The sequence below is a fragment of the Bartonella sp. PS17NMGDW genome, assembly GCF_042193555.1.
GTDB lineage: Bacteria > Pseudomonadota > Alphaproteobacteria > Rhizobiales > Rhizobiaceae > Bartonella > Bartonella grahamii.
In genome coordinates, this window is sequence record NZ_JBHILY010000018.1 from 1 (window position 1) to 18897 (window position 18897).

General features: G+C 37.5%; 6 protein-coding genes. All 6 read right to left on the reverse strand.

Annotated elements, in window-relative coordinates; genetic code table 11:
* Positions 1 to 308 precede the first annotated feature (308 nt).
* Positions 309 to 3392 carry an autotransporter outer membrane beta-barrel domain-containing protein gene (locus ACFIJK_RS08110; protein ID WP_375627445.1) on the reverse strand — a complete coding sequence of 1028 codons (3084 nt, stop codon included), beginning with the start codon at positions 3390 to 3392 and terminating at the stop codon, positions 309 to 311.
* 132 nt (positions 3393 to 3524) lie between these two features.
* A complete protein-coding gene (locus ACFIJK_RS08115; RefSeq protein WP_375627446.1) occupies positions 3525 to 4745 on the reverse strand; it encodes an autotransporter outer membrane beta-barrel domain-containing protein in 1221 nt (406 codons plus the stop codon).
* Between the two features lie 145 nt (positions 4746 to 4890).
* Entirely contained in the window at positions 4891 to 7302 is a 2412-nt protein-coding gene (locus ACFIJK_RS08120; protein ID WP_375627447.1) for an autotransporter outer membrane beta-barrel domain-containing protein, read from the reverse strand.
* A 653-nt stretch (positions 7303 to 7955) separates the two neighbouring features.
* Positions 7956 to 10433, reverse strand: coding sequence for an autotransporter outer membrane beta-barrel domain-containing protein (locus ACFIJK_RS08125; protein ID WP_375627448.1), 2478 nt, complete (start codon positions 10431 to 10433; stop codon positions 7956 to 7958).
* Positions 10434 to 11602: 1169 nt separating this feature from the next.
* Entirely contained in the window at positions 11603 to 15268 is a 3666-nt protein-coding gene (locus ACFIJK_RS08130) for an autotransporter outer membrane beta-barrel domain-containing protein (protein WP_375627449.1), read from the reverse strand.
* A 764-nt stretch (positions 15269 to 16032) separates the two neighbouring features.
* Positions 16033 to 18897, reverse strand: a 2865-nt coding sequence (locus tag ACFIJK_RS08135) for an autotransporter outer membrane beta-barrel domain-containing protein (protein ID WP_375627450.1), incomplete at its 5' end; no start/stop codon positions are given.

Consider the following 18897-nt stretch of genomic DNA (forward strand, 5'->3'; position numbering starts at 1 on the left):
AAATGGAGCGTCCACAGCGAAGAAGGGGCTAATTTTTTAAAATCCGCATGAATGCTTATTCTGTTGTGCTGTAAAAATATCATCGCTTGAAGTGTGGTGATATAAGGCACAAAAGCTTTATGCATGGGGTGTTTTGATGAGAGAATGCTATGGTATTCAGTTTTTTATTCAATATGTAAAAGAAACATTATAAGTCAAAATCTTCTTTAATGTGATAATGATTTTTGAGAATTAAAAAAATATAAGTTTAAATATAAAGAGCAGCACAAAGTGCTGCTCTTTTATTTAAGTTAAAATTAGCTTCTGCTTTAGAAACGATAACGTATCCCGCCAGACAAATTGGTGCCAGATACTCCGGCTTTTTGCAGTTTTTGCCGATAGCTGATATCGGCGTTTAATACAATATTTTGAGAAAGATATGCATTCACCCCCATGCCTCCCTCAACTGAAGAGCCGGTAGGATCAACATGAAAGGTATCAGCAATTTTTATGGTTTTACCATCACCAAAAGCTCTGATCACATTCATTTTACCATAGAAGGAGACAGCCTTATTTTCTTCAGCAGCCATTATAGTTTTTGTTAAACGTCCACCAATCCGCACCAACCATTGATGCGGGTTGCCCATGTCTACTTTTAAGCCATCGGCATCTGAGAAGATATCAAAAATGAGATTTTGATAAATGAATTGTGCTTGTGGTTCAAATACCAATCCTTTTGTATTGGTCGCTAATTTCTGACCAATGGTTGCAGATATATTAAGCATCTCAGTACCATCCAGTTTTGCGGCATTTCCAACAAGAGCTGTGGTAATATTTCCTTTTAACTTTCCGTAAGAAAGAAGTGTGTTTACATATATACCATTGCTATGTTGGATGCTGCTGTAAGCGGCAAGAGACCATTTATCAAGTGTTGTCTTTTCAGAATCTTGCATCTCTTTTGGCGTAAAGGCAAGTTTTCCGTATGTTCCTAAAAAACCAAAATGTGTGCTTATGTCTTTGCCTTCCGAGGCGGCTAATATGGCACCCAGTTGTAAAGCAGTATAGTTTACATCAGCACCATAACCGTAATGCAGTGGATCGCGGTTGGAAGATAAGGTGACTTTCTCGCCGTAGGAAGAGAAAAAGATACCATTCTTTTTATTGTCTTTTGCCCCAAATACTGTTGTTCGCATATTGTCTAACAACGTGTTTTGATTGCTGACATCAGTAAATCCAGCAGAAAATAAAGCATTAGATATGGTTAAATAGTTTGCTACCTGTGGTAAAAGTGCTCGAACTTTTTTATCCTTATCAATGTAGGCATTCTGTAAGCGGAAATCCCAGAAATTACTGTTCTTACCAAAAAGGTTTTGGCTCTCATGAGATGTTCCAGGTTTATAGCCTGTAAGTACATACTTATAAGGTTGTTTCCCTATTGTCATATAGTTTCCTGCTAACGTGAAGGAATTTTCGTTTGCTTGTCCGGAAACTTGAATGATTGAAATCCCATGTGTTCCTAAAGGAAGTGACGCCATGTGTTCTCCCCAAACAGCAGAGCTATCGGTTGTTTTTTTATCTGTTTTTCGGAGATTGATGTGAACAACAGTACGGCCTGAGACATCACCATTAATCACAATGCGATCGGTCTGTTGCTCCGTGATAGGAGAATGTTTATTCCATTGAGTATTTACATAAATTTCTGCAACACCTGTTGCACTGTAAACCGCTGCTGTATGAGCTATTTCATTTCTTTTCGGAAGATTAGGTCCTATAAACAGAGTTTGATAATGTCCTTCCACTGGTTTGTCAAACATAATGACACTGTCTGTAAGGCGCAATCCAGAAAGGTTAGAGTATGATTTTTTATCAACACCAAACTGTACATGGTCATCTGAAACATTATCATTATTTTGGGCGTTTTTATTCGCCTTTAAAAGCCATTTTGTCCCCTCTTTTAGATCAAAAACAGTTCTATTATCTTTAGAAGTTCTCACTCCACCTTCTAAAGAAGAGTGGTTAGAAACCAGTGTAAGGGTGTTTGTGAAAGCATTTTCGTTTTTTATATTTTTTAATAAAATATCGGCATGAATTTCTGAATTTTTAAGGCTGACTTCACCGTTTATGCCTGTTCCATAAAGGTTGATACCTCTACCATGTTCAACAAAAATCCTTGTATTCTCTAGAGTTACTTTATCGGCAATATTGGCTCCATCTTGTTCTTGAACGGCGTTGGCATTCCTTTCAGCATTGCGTGTATATCGTTTTCTAGGGGCACTATACGGATTGTTGCGGAAAATAATACCGTCCACTTCATGATTACCCGTGACATGTACGCTTGAATCTTTCAGTTTGATTGTTCCCTCTATGTTTAGCAAACCAACTGTTTCTGCTGTTACAGTAATACCTGTAGCATCAATTTCTCCACCATCTGATACACTTAGCGCAACAAAACGCGCATCAACTGTTCCCCCTATCATGTTGATTTTTGAATTATTGCCCTCTGCATGTACAGCAAAACCATTGTCTTGAATTTTTTTGTTATATAGCGTTATGGTCTTACCGTTTTCAGCCTCAATTCTGGAGCTTATATCCTCAATTTGTGTAGACTTTTCAGGTTGTTTTATTGGTGATATTGGTTTTTTAAGCTCTGATTTTTCAGATATTTTTTGTGCAGAGGCAGATTGTACGGGCGCTGGTTTTACAGATTTTGGCGGTACCGGTAATGCTGGTTTTCCAGTTTCTGGTCTTAAAGATATTGGCTGTGCGAGTTCTGGTTCTTTAAGCGTTGGCGATAGCTTTGTTGTCGGTTTTGTAGGTTCCGCTCTTGTAGGTTCTAAGTTTATAGGTGTTGGTTGTAAATTCGGTGAAGTTTGTGGAGGTTCTGACTGTGAGGATACAGCAGAATTTTCGGGCATTTTTTTTCTGGAAGAGTTTGTAGAAGAAGTGGAAACACCTGAACGTCTTCTAGATTTTACTTCCATTCCTGCTGTTGGAGCTATTTCTGTCGTTGGAGACTGTGTAAGAATATCTTGTGTGGCTGCAGGGTTAGATTGTACACTTTTTGCCACTTTAGTATTTGATGTTTGTGTATTTCCTTGGCTAAGATTAGAGTTTTGTTTTGAAGAAGAAACTGTATTTCGAACTAAATTTCCTTCAAGTTGGGTTGTGGAAGGTAGAGTGCTCGTAGGAGCAGGCGTTGTAGATTCACTCTTTGTAAGAGGAGGGGGTATGATCGTTCTTGTAGAGCTAGATGTTAAAGGTGGATATGAAGATGATGCATTTGAATGAGCGGGTTGTGGAGACGGGAGATCTATTGTAGGTTGTGCATTCGTATCATGAAGAGCATAAGACAAGCTGGTGGAAGAACAAAACAGAACTCCAGAAACTGTGTATAGTAAAAAACTTTTTTTCATATAGATGTATTCCTAAATATTTCCCCTCTCTCATAAAAGATAAAACTTTAACCTCATTATGTTTCTTTTGTAAGAGACAAAACGAAACATAATGAGAGTACTTTGTATTTCAAGATGCGAATACAAGTATTTTTAAAAGTGATAGCGCATTCCAGCGGAAATATTTATTGCAGATATGCCATCTTTTTTGAATTTATGTTGATAGCTGAGATCATTATGAAACTCGATATTTTCAGATAAGTGCGCCTGAATACCAAAACCACCTTCGATTAAAAATCCCATAGCAGCAAGCGGAAGGTTTTCACTAAAAGTTTTGATCGCGTTCAGTTTGCCGTAGAAGGAAAGGGCATGGCCTTTGTTTTGCGTCAAACGTCCGCCAATACGGAGCAACCATTGATGAGGTTTGCTTATGTCTATTTTAGAGTTATCGTCATCTGAGAAAGAGCCAAGCATGAGACGCTGATAAACAAGTTGTGCTTGCGGTTCTAGGATTACACCTTCCAAACTGGTTGACAGTTTTTGACCAACAGTTGCAGCAGCCCCTAATGTTTTACTATTATTTACTTTTGAGGTATGTTTGATGAAAGCTCTGGTGTTATTTTCTTTGAAAATTCCATAAGAGAGAAATGCATGTGCATAGAGGCCACTGTCATGTTGAATATTTCCATATGCAGTGAGTGACCATTTATCAAGCATTTTCTTATGAGAGCTTTCTTTGTTTTTAGGCGTAAAAGACAATTTCCCATATGTTCCGAAAAGACCAAAATTGCTGCTGATATTTTGATCGTATAGCGCTATTAATGTTGCTCCTGCTTGCAATGCAGCATAGCGAATATCTGCTTGAACACCATCTTGTTTTTCTTGAATGCTGGAAGAAAAGGTGCTCTTATTGCCATAAGTGGATAAGAAAACGCCTCTCTCTGGATGATCTTTGGGTTCAAACATCGTTATTTGCATGTTGTCTAACGAGATATTTTGATTGTTGAAATCAGAAAAACCGACAGAAAACATCGCGATAGGCATAACTAAAGAGCTTTCTTTTTGTGGCATAAGAACTGTTCTTTTTTCTGCCAAATCAAGAGAAGCAGAAGTTGCGGCTGCTTCATTATCTGTAAGTTTAGAGGTGCTTTCGGTATCAGCGGTAGCGGTTCTCTTAACTTTTGTGGGTAATTTCACATGAGCTTTTGCGGATGTGTTAAGAGTCGTTTTCGATGCTTGTGTTGGTGTGTTTATTAAATCAATGGTATGGCGTGTTTGAGGGTTTAAGCCAGAAGCGGTACTGGTAGACGTAAAATTAAAAGAAGAAAAAAACAAAGCACAAGCGGCTGTACATAACAAAAGATTCTTATGCATAGAGATGTTCCTTAAGATATTTTCTTTGTTTTGCTAAAAATAAACCACTTTTTGACACACTACGTTTTTTGTAATGTAGTAAAATATAAGCAGCACTGTTTTCATCTCAGCGCTGCTTATGCGTCAAAATAGAGAGCTAAGATTTCTAAAAGCGATAACGCATTCCACCGGAAAAATTAATTCCAGAGACACCAGCTTTTTGAAGTTTATGTTGGTAATTAACGTCAGCATGAAGTGCGATATTTTTAGAAAGTTGCGCGTTAATGCCAAGCCCACCTTCAAGGGAAGAGCCCATAGAATCGAGATAGAAAGATTCAATAACATCTATAGTGCGCTTTTCACCAAAAGCTTTGATGACATTCAATTTACCATAAAAAGAAAGAACACGATCTTTTTCAATGGGAAGCATTGTTTTCGTTAAACGCCCTCCAATACGGACCAACCATTGATGAGGGGTCTTTATATTAACCTGGAAGCCATCAATATCTGAAAGAGTGCCAAATGTAATGTGTTGATAAATAAGTTGTGCTTGTGGTTCAAAGGACACTCCTTCAACACCAGTTGCTAGTTTTTGTCCAACGGTAGCTGATATATTTAATGTATCCGTATTATTTAACTCTGTGGTGTTGCCGATAAGGGCTGTTGTAATATGTCCGTTTAAAATGCCGTAAGAGAAAAGTGTATTAACATAGAGACCATTGTCATGGTGGAGGTTCCCATATGCCGTAAAAAACCATTTATCCAGTATGCTTTTGTCAGAACCTTCCATATCCTTTGGCGCAAAAGAAAGCTTTCCATATGTGCCTAAAAGACCAAGATTCGCGGTCATATTTTGATTTTCTAACGTTGCTAATGTCATGCCTGCTTGGATAGCAGCATAACGAACATCTGCACCATAACCATATTCTAATGGACTACGGCTGGAAGATAACGTTATCTTGTTGCCATAAGTCGATAAGAATATCCCTTTCTGTTTATGACCTTCTAATCCGAAAACTATTGAGTGCATATTATCTAACAGTGTATTTTGATTGTTTATATCAGCCAAGCCAGAGGAGAATATTGCATTATGCATAACCAAATAGCTTGCCATTTGAGGAACAAGAGCTTTGATCTTTCCTTCATCATCGAGAGTCGCACTTTGCAAGCGGAAATCCCAGAAATTCTCATTTTCTTCCAAGGGAGCTTGTCCATAGTTTTCTTTTTTAAGGGATGATGCATTGATATTTTGTGCATCTTTCTGTTTTGATTCTTGTGATATTCCGCTTAAATGACTTTGTGTCTTATCGGCTTTCCCACGGCTGGATGTTGGTCCATAAACATTGAGTATGTATTTATAAGGTAAGTCCTCCATTGTGGTGTAGCCATGGGCAAGTTTGAAGGAATCTTCATTTGCTTGCCCAGAAACTTGAATAAGTGAGAGCCCACGCATATTCAAAGGAATTGAATCTTCTTCATCATCGAATGGTTCTGCATGCTTTGAAAGATTGTTGAAATAGATCGTTGTGGTGCCTGAGACATCACCATGAACGAGAACACGGTCAGTTCTTTGTTGTTCTTTTGTAAGACCATTACTCCATTCTGTATTAAAGTAAATTCTTGCGTTCCCCAATGCATTGTAAACCGTTGTTGCATCGGAGCTTCTGTTTTGCTCTGCTTTTTGTGGATGTTTTCCTACATGCAAGGTTTGATAATGATTGTCTGCTAGTTTATGCGGAGCATTAAATATGATAGAGCTATTATTAAGGTTTAGGACTGAAACGATAGATTGTGCTCGTTGCTTAAGATCAAGGAGCTTATAATTAAATAGACTAAAACTATTTTCCAACTCAAATAGACTAATTTTTAAATGCCACTTGCTGTTATTGTTTAGGGTGAAAACCGTTGTATTTTGAGGAAGCGTTTTTGCTCTTCCTTCCATAATCGAATTATCAGCCTCTAATGTAAAAGTAGCAGGTTGAACCTCGAAGAAGGGTGAGACTTCATTTTTTAATAACATATCAGAACGAATTTCTGAGTTTTTAAGGTACGCTGCATTCGTTTTGGGATAATAAGGTCCGAAAATACCTACACCGTCCTTTACAAGAACTTTTGTATTATTAAGGATTGCTTTGTTTACAACTTCTTCTCCTTCTTTTATTGTAGAACTTGAAATATAACCAAAATTGATACCATAGGCTCTGCTGTGGCCTATGACCTTTAATGTTGAATCTTCAATATGGATTGTGCCGTTTGTGAGTGACAAACCATGCCCTTCTGCCTCTCCCACAATTCCTTTGGCATTAATTTGACCACCTGATGTTGCAGAAAGCAAAGTAAAGCCTGAGTGCATTACTGAGTTTGTAATGGTAATATGACCTTTCTTAGCAACCACGGCATCATACTTACCACGAACAAAAACATTATGAAGGCTCTTCTCTTCTCCATTAGCTACTTGGACCGTAGGAATCTCAAGAGGTTGTTTATTTGCATAAGTTGGAGCAAAATGAGAAAAAATGAAAGTTCCAGCAATTGTACATAACAAAAAATTTTTCTTATAAATATATTTCTTACACATAGATATGCCTTTAATATTTGGTATGCTTTGATGCTTACTTCATTCCCCTAATGGCGCAAGTACCCAATCAGTTTTTATATCATTATATTTTTATTGTAAACAACAAAACGAATATTATGCTTTGTTATTTATCGTTTAAAAATTGGTCTTAGAAGAGCTTTTAAAATAGAAAGCGCAATGCAGCGAAGATGGATTTCAGAAAACCTAGCTTGATAAGTATTTTTGTTTTAAAGTGCTAAGGATCAAAATATTTTACAAGGATGTTTATTGCTTAAGGCTGTTGTTATGAAAACTCTACAAAGTTTTTGGAGAAGATTTGTTGTGCATTTACAAAAATCGTTCAGTTGTTTTTCTTGCATATAGAATTATTCACTATGAATTTTTTTGATGTAAAAAAGCTAAAATATTTTGTATTTTTTACCGATATACAAAAATTTTTATAAATCAAAAAGGCAGTTCTCTTGAGACTTCAGCAGTCATTGAGAGATAAGGAATTTTGTTGCATTTGGTTTGAATGAAATTAATCCTTTCGAGAAAGCTGTATAGAAAGAACCGTTATTGATGACTCTTTACGATAGATTGCAAAAAAGCAGTACATTCGTACTGCTTTTTTATTAAAAATGCATAGACTATAAATTGTTTTTTGCCTTTTCTTAAAACTGATAGCGTATTCCGCCTGAAAAGCTTGCTCCAGATATACCAGTTTTTTGAAGCTTATGTTGATAGTTAACATCAGCATGAAGGGCGATATTTTGTGATAATTGTGCATTCACACCAAGTCCACCTTCAACAGAAGCCCCCATAGAACCAAAGTGGAATGATTCACCAATCTGTATGGTGTCATTGTTAGAAAAAGCTTTAATAATATTCAATTTACCATAGAGAGAAAGAATACTGCCTTTTTCAATAGAAATCGTCGTTTGTGTTAAGCGCCCACCAGCACGCACTAAGTATTGATGAGGATTTCCCATATCTACATCAAAGCCATCGACATCTGAGAATGTGCCAAGCATGAGACGCTGATAAACAACTTGTGCTTGTGGTTCAAAGACCAATCCTTTTGTACTGGTTTCGAACTTTTGTCCAATGGTCGCCGATGCACTGAATGTATCAGCGTTTTTCAATTCTGCAGTCTTTCCTATGAGAGCTGTGGTGATATCTCCCTTGAGCATTCCATAAGAAAAGAGAGCATGGATATATGCACCATTATTATGGCGCAGTCCACTATATGCAGAAATTGACCATTTATTGAGTGTACTCTTGTCAGCACCTTCCATATCTTTTGGGGTGAAAGCTAATTTCCCATATGTCCCGAAAAGACCCAAATTGGTGGTTATGTTTTGATCTTCTAGAGCTACTAATGTAAAGCCTGCTTGTAAAGCAGCATAGTGAATATCGGCACCATAGCCATATTGCAATGGCGTACGGTGAGAGGATAATGTCATCTTATTTCCATAAGTCGAGAAGAAGATCCCTTTGTTTTTATGATTTTTTTTCTCAAAGCCTGTTTTTTGTATCGTGTTCAGTAAAGTGTTTTGATTGTTTACATCAGCCAGTCCAGCTGAGAATAGTGCGTTAGGCATGGACAAATAGCTTGCCACTTGAGGAACGAGAGCTCTGATCTTTCCTTCATCATCGAGCGTTGCACTTTGCAAGCGGAAATCCCAGAAATTCTGATTTTCTCTCAAATGGTTTTGTGTGCTCCCTATTTGCTCAGAATTTGCCGTTGATTCACCTTTTATATTATCCTCAATCTTCAAAACCACACCACCTAATACAACGGGGGTCGTGTCGGTTTTTGAGGACTTTTCTTGTGATTGTTGAGTTACTTCTCCTAAATGGCTTTGTGTGCTCTCTGCTTCTCCAAGACGTGATGTTGGTCCATAGGCATTTAAGACATATTTATAAGGCAAACCGCCCATTGTGACATAGCCATTTGCTAGTTTGAAGGCATTTTCATCTGTTTTTCCAGATACTTGAATGAGCGACAGTCCACGCATATTCGCGGGAATAGAAGCTTCTTCTTTTGATGGCTCACCTTTTGAAAGGCTATTGAAACTAATTGTCGTGGTGCCTGATACATCTCCATGGACAAGAAGGCGGTCCGTTTTTTGTTGTTCTCTTTTTAAAGCATCACTCCATTCTGTATTGAAATAAATCCTTGCATTGCCTGTCGCATTATAAACGGTTTTTATAGCGGAATCCCTGTTTTCGTGTGGTTTAGGGATCTCAATTGTTCGTCCTACACTCAAGGTTTGATATTGACCCTTTGCCAGCCTATGTGGCGCATTAAACACAATAGAGCTATTATTGAAGTTCAGTACTGAAACGGTAGATAGTGCTCGTTGCTTAATATCATGGAGTGCATAATTAAATGAACTAAAATCACGATTTATGTCGTATTGACTTACATTTAAATACCATTTGCTGTTGTTATTTAAATTAAAAACAGTTGTATTTACTGCTAAGGTTCTTGCTCTTCCTTCCATAATCGAATTATCGGCGGTTAATACAAAAGTCACAGGATGAGGATCTGAATCTGTTTTCTTTTTTACATTATTTTGTAATAGTACATCAGAACGAATTTCTGAATTTCTAAGTTGAACCTCGGCAACAGACTTTGAAGATGATGGTCCTAAAATACCGACACCATTTTCCACAAGAAGTTTTGTATTGTTAAGAATTGCCTTATTGATAACTTCTTCACCATCTTTCACAAAAACATCTAAAATGCTATGAAAAATAATACCGGATTGTTTTTTGCTTTCTATGAATGAATCTTCAATGTTAATGATACCGTTTGAAATCGATAGACCAGTATACAAGGCATTGACGTTTACTCCTTTAGCATTAATACGTCCACCTTGTGATACAGCAAAAGCAAACGAAGCTGAATGTATTGTTGAGTTTGTAATTGTGGCAATTGCTTTTTCAGAGGCGTGCACTGCGCTCAATCCATTGCGGATAAAAACGTTATTAAGAGTTTTCTCTTCTCCTTTTTCCAGCTTAAACTCACTAATAATTTCAGGAGGTTGTCTATTTGCATAAGTTGGAGCAAAATGAGAAAAAATGAAAGTTCCAGCAATTGTACATAACAAAAAATTTTTCTTATAAATATATTTCTTACACATAGATATGCCTTTAATATTTGGTATGCTTTGATGCTTACTTCATTCCCCTGATGGCGCAAGTACCCAATCAGTTTTTATATCATTATGTTTTTATTGTAAACAACAAAACGAATTATAGTTATGGTGTTCTCTATGATTTGAAGTTTTTCTTAAGAAAAACTTTTTAATGATCATAAGAAGTCGGGAAAAATGGATTTCATAAAACCTAGCTTGCTCAAGCTTATGCTAAAAACACTATGAAGTATGATATTTAAAATTGTCTATTAAGGATAATCGTTATAAAAGCTCTATAGCATTGAGATGTATTATTTTATGCACTCACCAAAACGATCAGCAAATTTTCTCTGCTATAAGAAAAAGAGATGAGGGGGCTATTCACAGGCTTTCTTTAAAGAGACTTTTCTTTAAGGGTACCAAAGCTTATTTCGCGACGATGTGGTCATGAATGCTATAACGCTAAAGCCATAGAGTCTCATCATCTTTACGCTTACGAAGGAGCAAGCTGATACCTTTAAGCTTAATAAAAGAGCAAGCCCATCACACACTTTGCTAGCTCCTAATGTTTGTGACAAGCTCTTGGTTCTTGAGACAGTTCATTATAGGAGTTCTTAGGCTTTTCTTATATAACTTTGCTCCACACGCCAGCTCCGCTTGTAACGTGCAAGAAAATTTTTAATTGATTCAACATAAAACAAGTTTGAAATGAGAGAATCCTACGATATTCCGGACTCTCATTACAACATGTAAAACAAAGAATTATATTTATAAATCAATATATTATATGGAATGATAGGGATAAGCATTGTCAAAATGGTTTGCCTAAAAAACGGTACATGGAAATATAAATGAATTCTTACAGGGTGGTGTTAAGCTAATGGATTGAAGAAACAGATAGCAAAGGTATGAACAGAGAACTTCTTTTATCATTATCTTTTCCAATGTTGTTTTCTTTATATTGCCTAAAAATACACTTTGCTTAGCTGTATAGACAAATTCGATAATGAATATGCCGCGTGACTCGTGTAAATAGCAGAGAAGGAGATCATTGAGGAGAAAGAAAAAAGTTTTAGGGGATAAGAATAGTAGCTTACATAGATTAAAAAAGGCAGTATACTATACTGCCTTTTTATTAAATTGAATAGAATGAATAGGCTATTTACAGCCTTTCCTTAAAACTGATAGCGTATTCCACCTGAAAAGTTTGCACCACTTATACCAGTTTTCTGAAGCTTTTGTTGATAATTCACATCACCATGAAGGGAGAAATTGTGAGACAGTTGTGCATTGATACCAATGCCGCCTTCAATTGCAGGTCCCATAGGATCAAGGTCAAAGTCTCTACCAATATGAATGGTACCATCATCACCAAAGGTTTTGATCAAGTTTACTTTTCCATAGAAAGACATAGGACGGTTGTTTTCAGTGGAAATGGTTTTGGTCAAACGCCCACCAACACGGATTAACCATTGAGAAGGATTGTTCATATCAACAGTAAAATTATCAGCATCTTCAATGGTGTTAAACATCAAATGTTGATAGGCAACTTGTGCTTGTGGTTCGAAGGTTAAACCTTCCATTCCGGTTGCAAACTCTTTGCCAACAGTGGTGGAGATACTCAACATTTTGGCATTTTTCAATTTTGCGGTATTTCCTCTGATGGCATTGCCGATATCTCCTTTTATTATCCCATAGGATAACAGTGTATCCATATAGAAACCACTGTTATGCTGTATACTGCCATAGGCTGTAATGGCCCATTTATCCAGCGTGTTCTTTCCTGCATCTTTTATGTCCTTTGGTGTGAACGACAGCTGCCCATAGGTGCCTACAAGACCGAAATGTGTTGTGGTATTTTGCCCTTCAATTGCTGCTAATGTGACACCGGCTTGGAGAGCAGCATAGCGGATATCAGCGCCATAACCATATTTGAGAGGTCCGCGTTCAGAAGATAAAGTTCCTGTGCTTCCATAGGTGTAAAGGAAGAAACCGGTTTGTTTTTCCTCTTCTTTTTTTCCTAAGACAGATGTTCTGATATTGGCTAAGAGCGCGTTTTGTTTAGCCATATCTGTTAATCCACTGTAGAAGAGAGCATTTGGCATGACCAAATAGCTTGCTGTTTGTGCTACAGGGGCGATCACACTTGGACCAGAGCCAGAACCCGCTTCAAGAATTTCTTTGTGTAAGCGGAAATCCCAGAAATTTTCATTCTTTTCATCAAAGAGGCTTTGTGCAATATCGGCCTGTCCATGGCTTGACTCTGGTCCATAAGCAGTCAGTGTATATTTATAAGGTAAACGATCTCTTGTGGTATAGCCATTTACAAGTTTGAAAGAGCCTTCCTGTGCTTTCCCAGAGACTTGAATAAGCGAAAGTCCACCGATATTCGAAGGATCTGCAGCATTGACTACACTACTTTCATCCCCTGTATCGCTTTTGATATAAACTGTTGTAGAGCCTGAGACATCCCCATGGATCAAAAGTCTATCGGTTTTTTGGTCATTTATTGCAGCACCATCACTCCAAGCAATGTTGAAGTAAATCTTTGCATCACCCGTTGCGTTGTAGACTTCTTGCGTGTCTGGTTTACCAGAGCCTATATGTAATGTGTGATAATGCTCTTCTGTTGGTCCATTAAAAACAATAGTACTGTTGTTAAGATTGAGCGTGGAAATATCAGAACGAGATCTTTGAGCAATATCAAGCAGATTGCCATCATCATCTTTTTCGTTTGTGCTGGTTTTTACAATCCATTGTGTATTGTTTTGCAAATTAAAGATTGTTTTAGGACTGTTAATAACTTTTGCTCTACCCTCTAATATGGAGTTATCAGAATTGAGTGTAAAAGCTAAACCATTTTCTTCAGCTGAAGCTTTGGTTACTAATAGAACGTCAGCACGGATTTCTGATTTTTTGCCAAGATTGACTGTGCCGGTTGACTCATCTACGTTAATTCCAATGCCGTTTTTAATGTGAAGCTTTGCGTTGGTTAAATTGATTTCTGAGGTTGTATCTTCTTCAGGATTTTCAAATTTTATGCCATTTCTCTCTGCTGTTGCAAAAATATTTGTTGTATCAATATGCCCACCGTTTTCAACAGCCAATGCTGCCTCTTTTCCCGTTATGTTTCCTTGCGTCATTGTGATGGTGGAATCTAGTCCACTTGCATGGAGCCCATAACCATTAGATGATGTAATTTTGGCATCATCGGTTAAAGCAATGGTGCTGCCACTCTCTGCGTTAATCCCTATATCGTTTCCAACAAATGATCCTCCTGATATTGTGATTTTAGAATGATCCATTGCATATACGCCGAATTTTGCATTTGTAATGTGTACATTTTTTAAAGTGACATTGCTTGCTTGGGAATTTAATCCTGTAAACACTACCGTTTCACCTTTTTGACTGCTCGATATTGTCACATCTTCCAACTTATTTTCATTGCTTTTACTGTCATAAAAGGTAGCACCAACTGTAGAAGTTGTAATAGTTCCTCCGGTCATTTTAATTATAGCATTTTTTTCTGCATAAAGCCCAAGAAAAGCATGATCAATTTCTGTTCCATGCAATTCGATCATACTATCAGGGCCGCTGGCATTTGCACCAGCTCCACCACCTGTGGCTACTGAGAGAGAAACATCTGTAACATTAATGTGTCCACCGTTTTCAGCAGTTAATGCTGCATAAATTCCTCCTTTAACTTTTCCTTTCGTCATTTTGATTGTGCTATTGTCTTTTGCCCAGAGCCCAGTGTTATCAGATGATGTAATTTTAGAATCATTTATAGTGATTGTGCCGCCGTTTTGCGCAAATATTGTTGCTTGTTTTGAAACAAATGATCCCCCAGAGACTGTTATTGTAGAGTTATTATCTGAAATGATAGCATTTTTTGCTTGAGTCACTTTGACATTATCTAAAGTAACAAGACTTTTATCTTTTGCTTCTACTCCAATGATTAATAATTCTCCCTCTTTATTACTTGATATTTCTACATTCTTTAGTTTGTTGTTTTCGTTTTTACTTCTCGAGAAGGAAGCACCAGCGTATGAGGATTTAATGGAACCGCCATTCATAGAGATTGAGCCACCTTCTTGTGCCCAGAGTCCAGTGTCATTAGATGATGTAATTTGAGCGCCCTCTATAGTGATGTCACTGTTTTTCAAGGCAGCTATTGTTGCTTCTTTTGAAGCGAATGAGCCTCCAGTGACCTTTACTTTAGAACTATTATTTGCAAGAATAGCGTTTCCCGCTTTTTTTACGGTTACATCTTCTAAAGTGACTGTACTGTTCTCTTTTACGGTTACTCCAAAGGTTATTTGTTTTCCGTCTTCATTGCTTGATATTGTTACATTTTTCAGCTTGTTTTTGTCGCTGTTACTGTTCAAGAAGATCGCACCAAAATCAGAAGCATTAATGGAGTCTCCAGTCATGGAGATCGTGCCACCGTCTTTTGCTTCAACACCTACGATAATGGCAGAATCAGTTCCTTTAATGGTTGTTTTATTACCCGTTAATGTGATTATACTATCCTTGCCTTCAGCTGTTACAGCAGCCGGTGATTCTAAAGAAGATGATCCGGGAGGAGGGGAGACGCCCCCTTCGCTGGAGCCTTTGTTAGCGCCTTTATTGGTGTCTTTATTTCCGGTTACGGTTAAATTTTCACCAGTGATTTTGCCACTTTCTTTTGCATGAAGAATTTCATAGGCCTTTCCGGTTTCTCCGGTGATGGCGTGTCCTTCTCCAGAAGCTTCAAGAGATTCAGCATGTGCATTGGAATAGATACTAGAGAGTATGATCGCGACTGTTGCTGTATATGATAAAAGGGATTTTTTATACACCCGTATTCTCCTTTGAAGTCCCCAATATTCATTTCCCCACCGACCTCATAAGAAGAAGTGAAAATGAGTTACTGTTCTTAGTGTTGTTACATTAACTCTAGCTCGGTAAGTTGTTTTTACTTCTTTGTCAAATATTTTAAATAATATTCATGAAAATGCATATTATGTATAGTTTATTTTTTATTAAATTAGTTTATTTATTTTCTGTTTGTAGTGGGATTATTTTTTATATTTTGATAAAATAATAAAAATAATTTTTGATAATTACTGAGAGTTCTTTATGAATCTTAAGACATTTTATGATAATTATTCGAATATATTTTCACTTGAAAATATCTTTTACCATCCTATCGTTTATAGTTTTTTTTGTGTTTTCTTGTTTGAATATTTTATAGATAAAAAAATTTGTTTGAGTTTTCAGATGAGGGGAAAGTTTCTGATAATCGCTTATCTTATTGAGGGCGATAAAACAGACATATCTTCAGTTTAAAAACGTAATTAATAAAGAGCTTTATGTTAAAGCTTTAAATGAAAGGTACTTTGGTTAATAAAACTGCAAAACTGCATTTTTATTAAAAGGTTTCCGCTTTCATTATTTGTGGGTTTTAATATATTCTGGATAAAAATACCTTATATTTTTCTTGATAAAAAGGCAGGGGGTAGTTTTAGTGTCATTAGGATTTATATAAAGCGAAAAGGCAGCACATTGTGCTGCCTTTTTGTTAAATTGAATAGAATGAATAGGCTATTTTTACAGTCTTTCCTTAAAACTGATAGCGTATTCCACCTGAAAAGCTTGCACCACTTATACCAGTTTTCTGAAGCTTTTGTTGATAGCTTACATCACCATGAAGGGAGAAATTGTGAGACAGTTGTGCATTGATACCAATGCCGCCTTCAATTGCAGGCCCCATAGGATCAAGGTCAAAGTCTCTACCAATATGAATGGTACCATCATCACCAAAGGTTTTGATCAAGTTTACTTTTCCATAGAAAGACATAGGACGGCTGTTTTCAGTGGAAATGGTTTTGGTCAAACGTCCACCAACACGGATCAACCATTGAGAAGGATTGTTCATATCAACAGTGAAATTATCAGCATCTTCAATGGTGTTAAACATCAAATGTTGGTAGGCAACTTGTGCTTGTGGCTCAAATGTTAAACCTTCCATTCCGGTTGCAAACTCTTTGCCAACAGTGGTGGAGATACTCAACATTTTGGCATCGTTCAATTTTGCGGTATTGCCTCTGATGGCATTGGCGATATGCCCTTTTAGGATACCATAGGACAAGAGTGCATCGATGTAGAAACCACTGTTATGCTGTATACTGCCATAGGCTGTAATGGCCCATTTATCCAGCGTGTTCTTTCCTGCATCTTTTATGTCCTTTGGTGTGAACGACAGCTGCCCATAGGTGCCTACAAGACCGAGATGTGTTGTGGTATTTTGCCCTTCAATTGCTGCCAATGTAACACCGGCTTGGAGAGCAGCATAACGAATATCAGCGCCATAACCGTATTTGAGAGGTCCGCGTTCAGAAGATAAAGTTCCTGTGCTTCCATAGGTGTAAAGGAAGAAACCGGTTTGTTTCTCTTCTTCTTTTCCTAAGACAGATGTTCTGATATTGGCTAAGAGCGCGTTTTGTTTAGCCATATCTGTTAATCCACTGTAGAAGAGAGCATTTGGCATGACCAAATAGCTTGCTGTTTGTGCTACAGGGGCGATCACACTTGGACCAGAGCCAGAACCCGCTTCAAGAATTTCAGGTTGTAAACGGAAATCCCAGAAATTTTCATTCTTTTCATCAAACAGGTTTTGCGCAACATCGGCTTTGCCTTGGCTTGAGTCTGGTCCATAGGCACGTAGTGTATACATATCCGGTAAACCACCTCTTGTGGTATAGCCATTTACAAGTTTGAAAGAGTTTTCTTCTGCTTTTCCAGAAACTTGAATGAGTGACAGACCACGGATATTGGCAGCAGCAGAGGTATTTGCTTTGACATTGTTCCCTTCTAAGCGCCCCGTAACATAAACTGATGTGTTACCAGAGACATCTCCATTGATCAAAAGTCTATCGGTTTTTTGGTCATCTATTGCAGCACCATCACTCCATTCAGCGTTGAAGTAAATCTTCGCATCACCCGTTGCGTTGTAGACTTCTTGCGTGTCTGGTTTACCAGAACCTATATGCAATGTTTGGTAATGATCTTCTGTTGGTTTATCAAAAACAATGGAGCTGTTGTTGAGGTTTAGCACAGAAACATCAGAACGAGATCTTTGAGCAATATCAAGCAGATTACCATCATCATCTTTTTCATTTTTGCTGATTTTCAACGTCCATGTTGTATCGTTTTTCAGATCAAAGTGTACATTTCTGTCTTTAGCAATATTCGCTCTGCCCTCTAAAGTAGACTGATCAGCGTTTAATGTAAAAGTGCCGTTGGAGATCGCTTTTAAACCTGCTTGGTTCCAAACCCCTTTGTCTTTCAAATAAATGCCGTTTCCTAGTAAAACATCAGCATGGATTTCTGAATTTTTGAGATTTGCTGTACCGATTGCCAGATCTGCATTATTTTCAATGTCGTTATCAGTGAGAGCTCCAATAAGAATTCCAGTACCATTTTCAACGTGAATATCTGCATTGGTTAAATTGATTTCACTACTTTGATGTTTTTGGGGATCATTCGATTCATTGAGTTTGGTTTTAGAGAGACCTAAAAACTGCAAGCCACTGATTCCTGCTGTTACAGAGACATCTGTGAGATCAATAAGTCCACCATATGCTACGGCTAGTGCAACTTTTTTTACTTCTATTTTGTTTTCTACAGCACGTTGTGCTGCTTCAATATCACCATTAATCATCTTAATCGTGCTATTATTTCCTGCAAAAAGACCTTCATCAAAATTTTGAATGGTTGTTTTACCATTTAATTCGATTGCACTATCAGGTTCTGAAGCGTTTACAGCAACGGTCTCATTTTTACTTTCACCACCGGTCATTGTTAAATCTCCGCTAATGATTTTACTCCCACCATCTGCATAAAAACCTTCATCAACATTTTCAATAGTTGTTTTGCCCGTTAACTGAATTTCACTCCCAGAGTCCGCTGTCCATACACCAGAGCGGTTTTTGTCGGGGTCTTGATCAATTGCTTCACCACCCATAACGGTTAAATTTTCACTGGTAATTTTACCACCATCAACTGCTCCAAGACCGTTCAAAGTATTGTTAATTGTTGTATCGCCATGCAATTCAATTCTGCTATCAGGACCAAAGGCCTCTGCACCGGTTCCTTTCCCATCTGTTGTTAAAGCAACATTCGTGGCATCAATTTGTGCACCTTTTTCTGCAAATAATGCAGCTTTTTCATTCTTTATTGTTACTGTTCCTTCTGCCATTGTGATCTTAGATCCTGAACCTTCTGCATGAAGTCCATAACCATCAGATGATGTAACTGCAGCTTTTTCATCTAAAGTAATGGCGCTGCCTTCTTTCGCATATACCCCATCAGTTTTTCCGTCGAATGAACCTCCAGACACTGTTATTGTAGAGTTATTATTTGCAAATATGCCTGTTGTCGCTTTAGTGACGGTTACATTGCTTAAAGACACAGTGCTTTTTTCGGC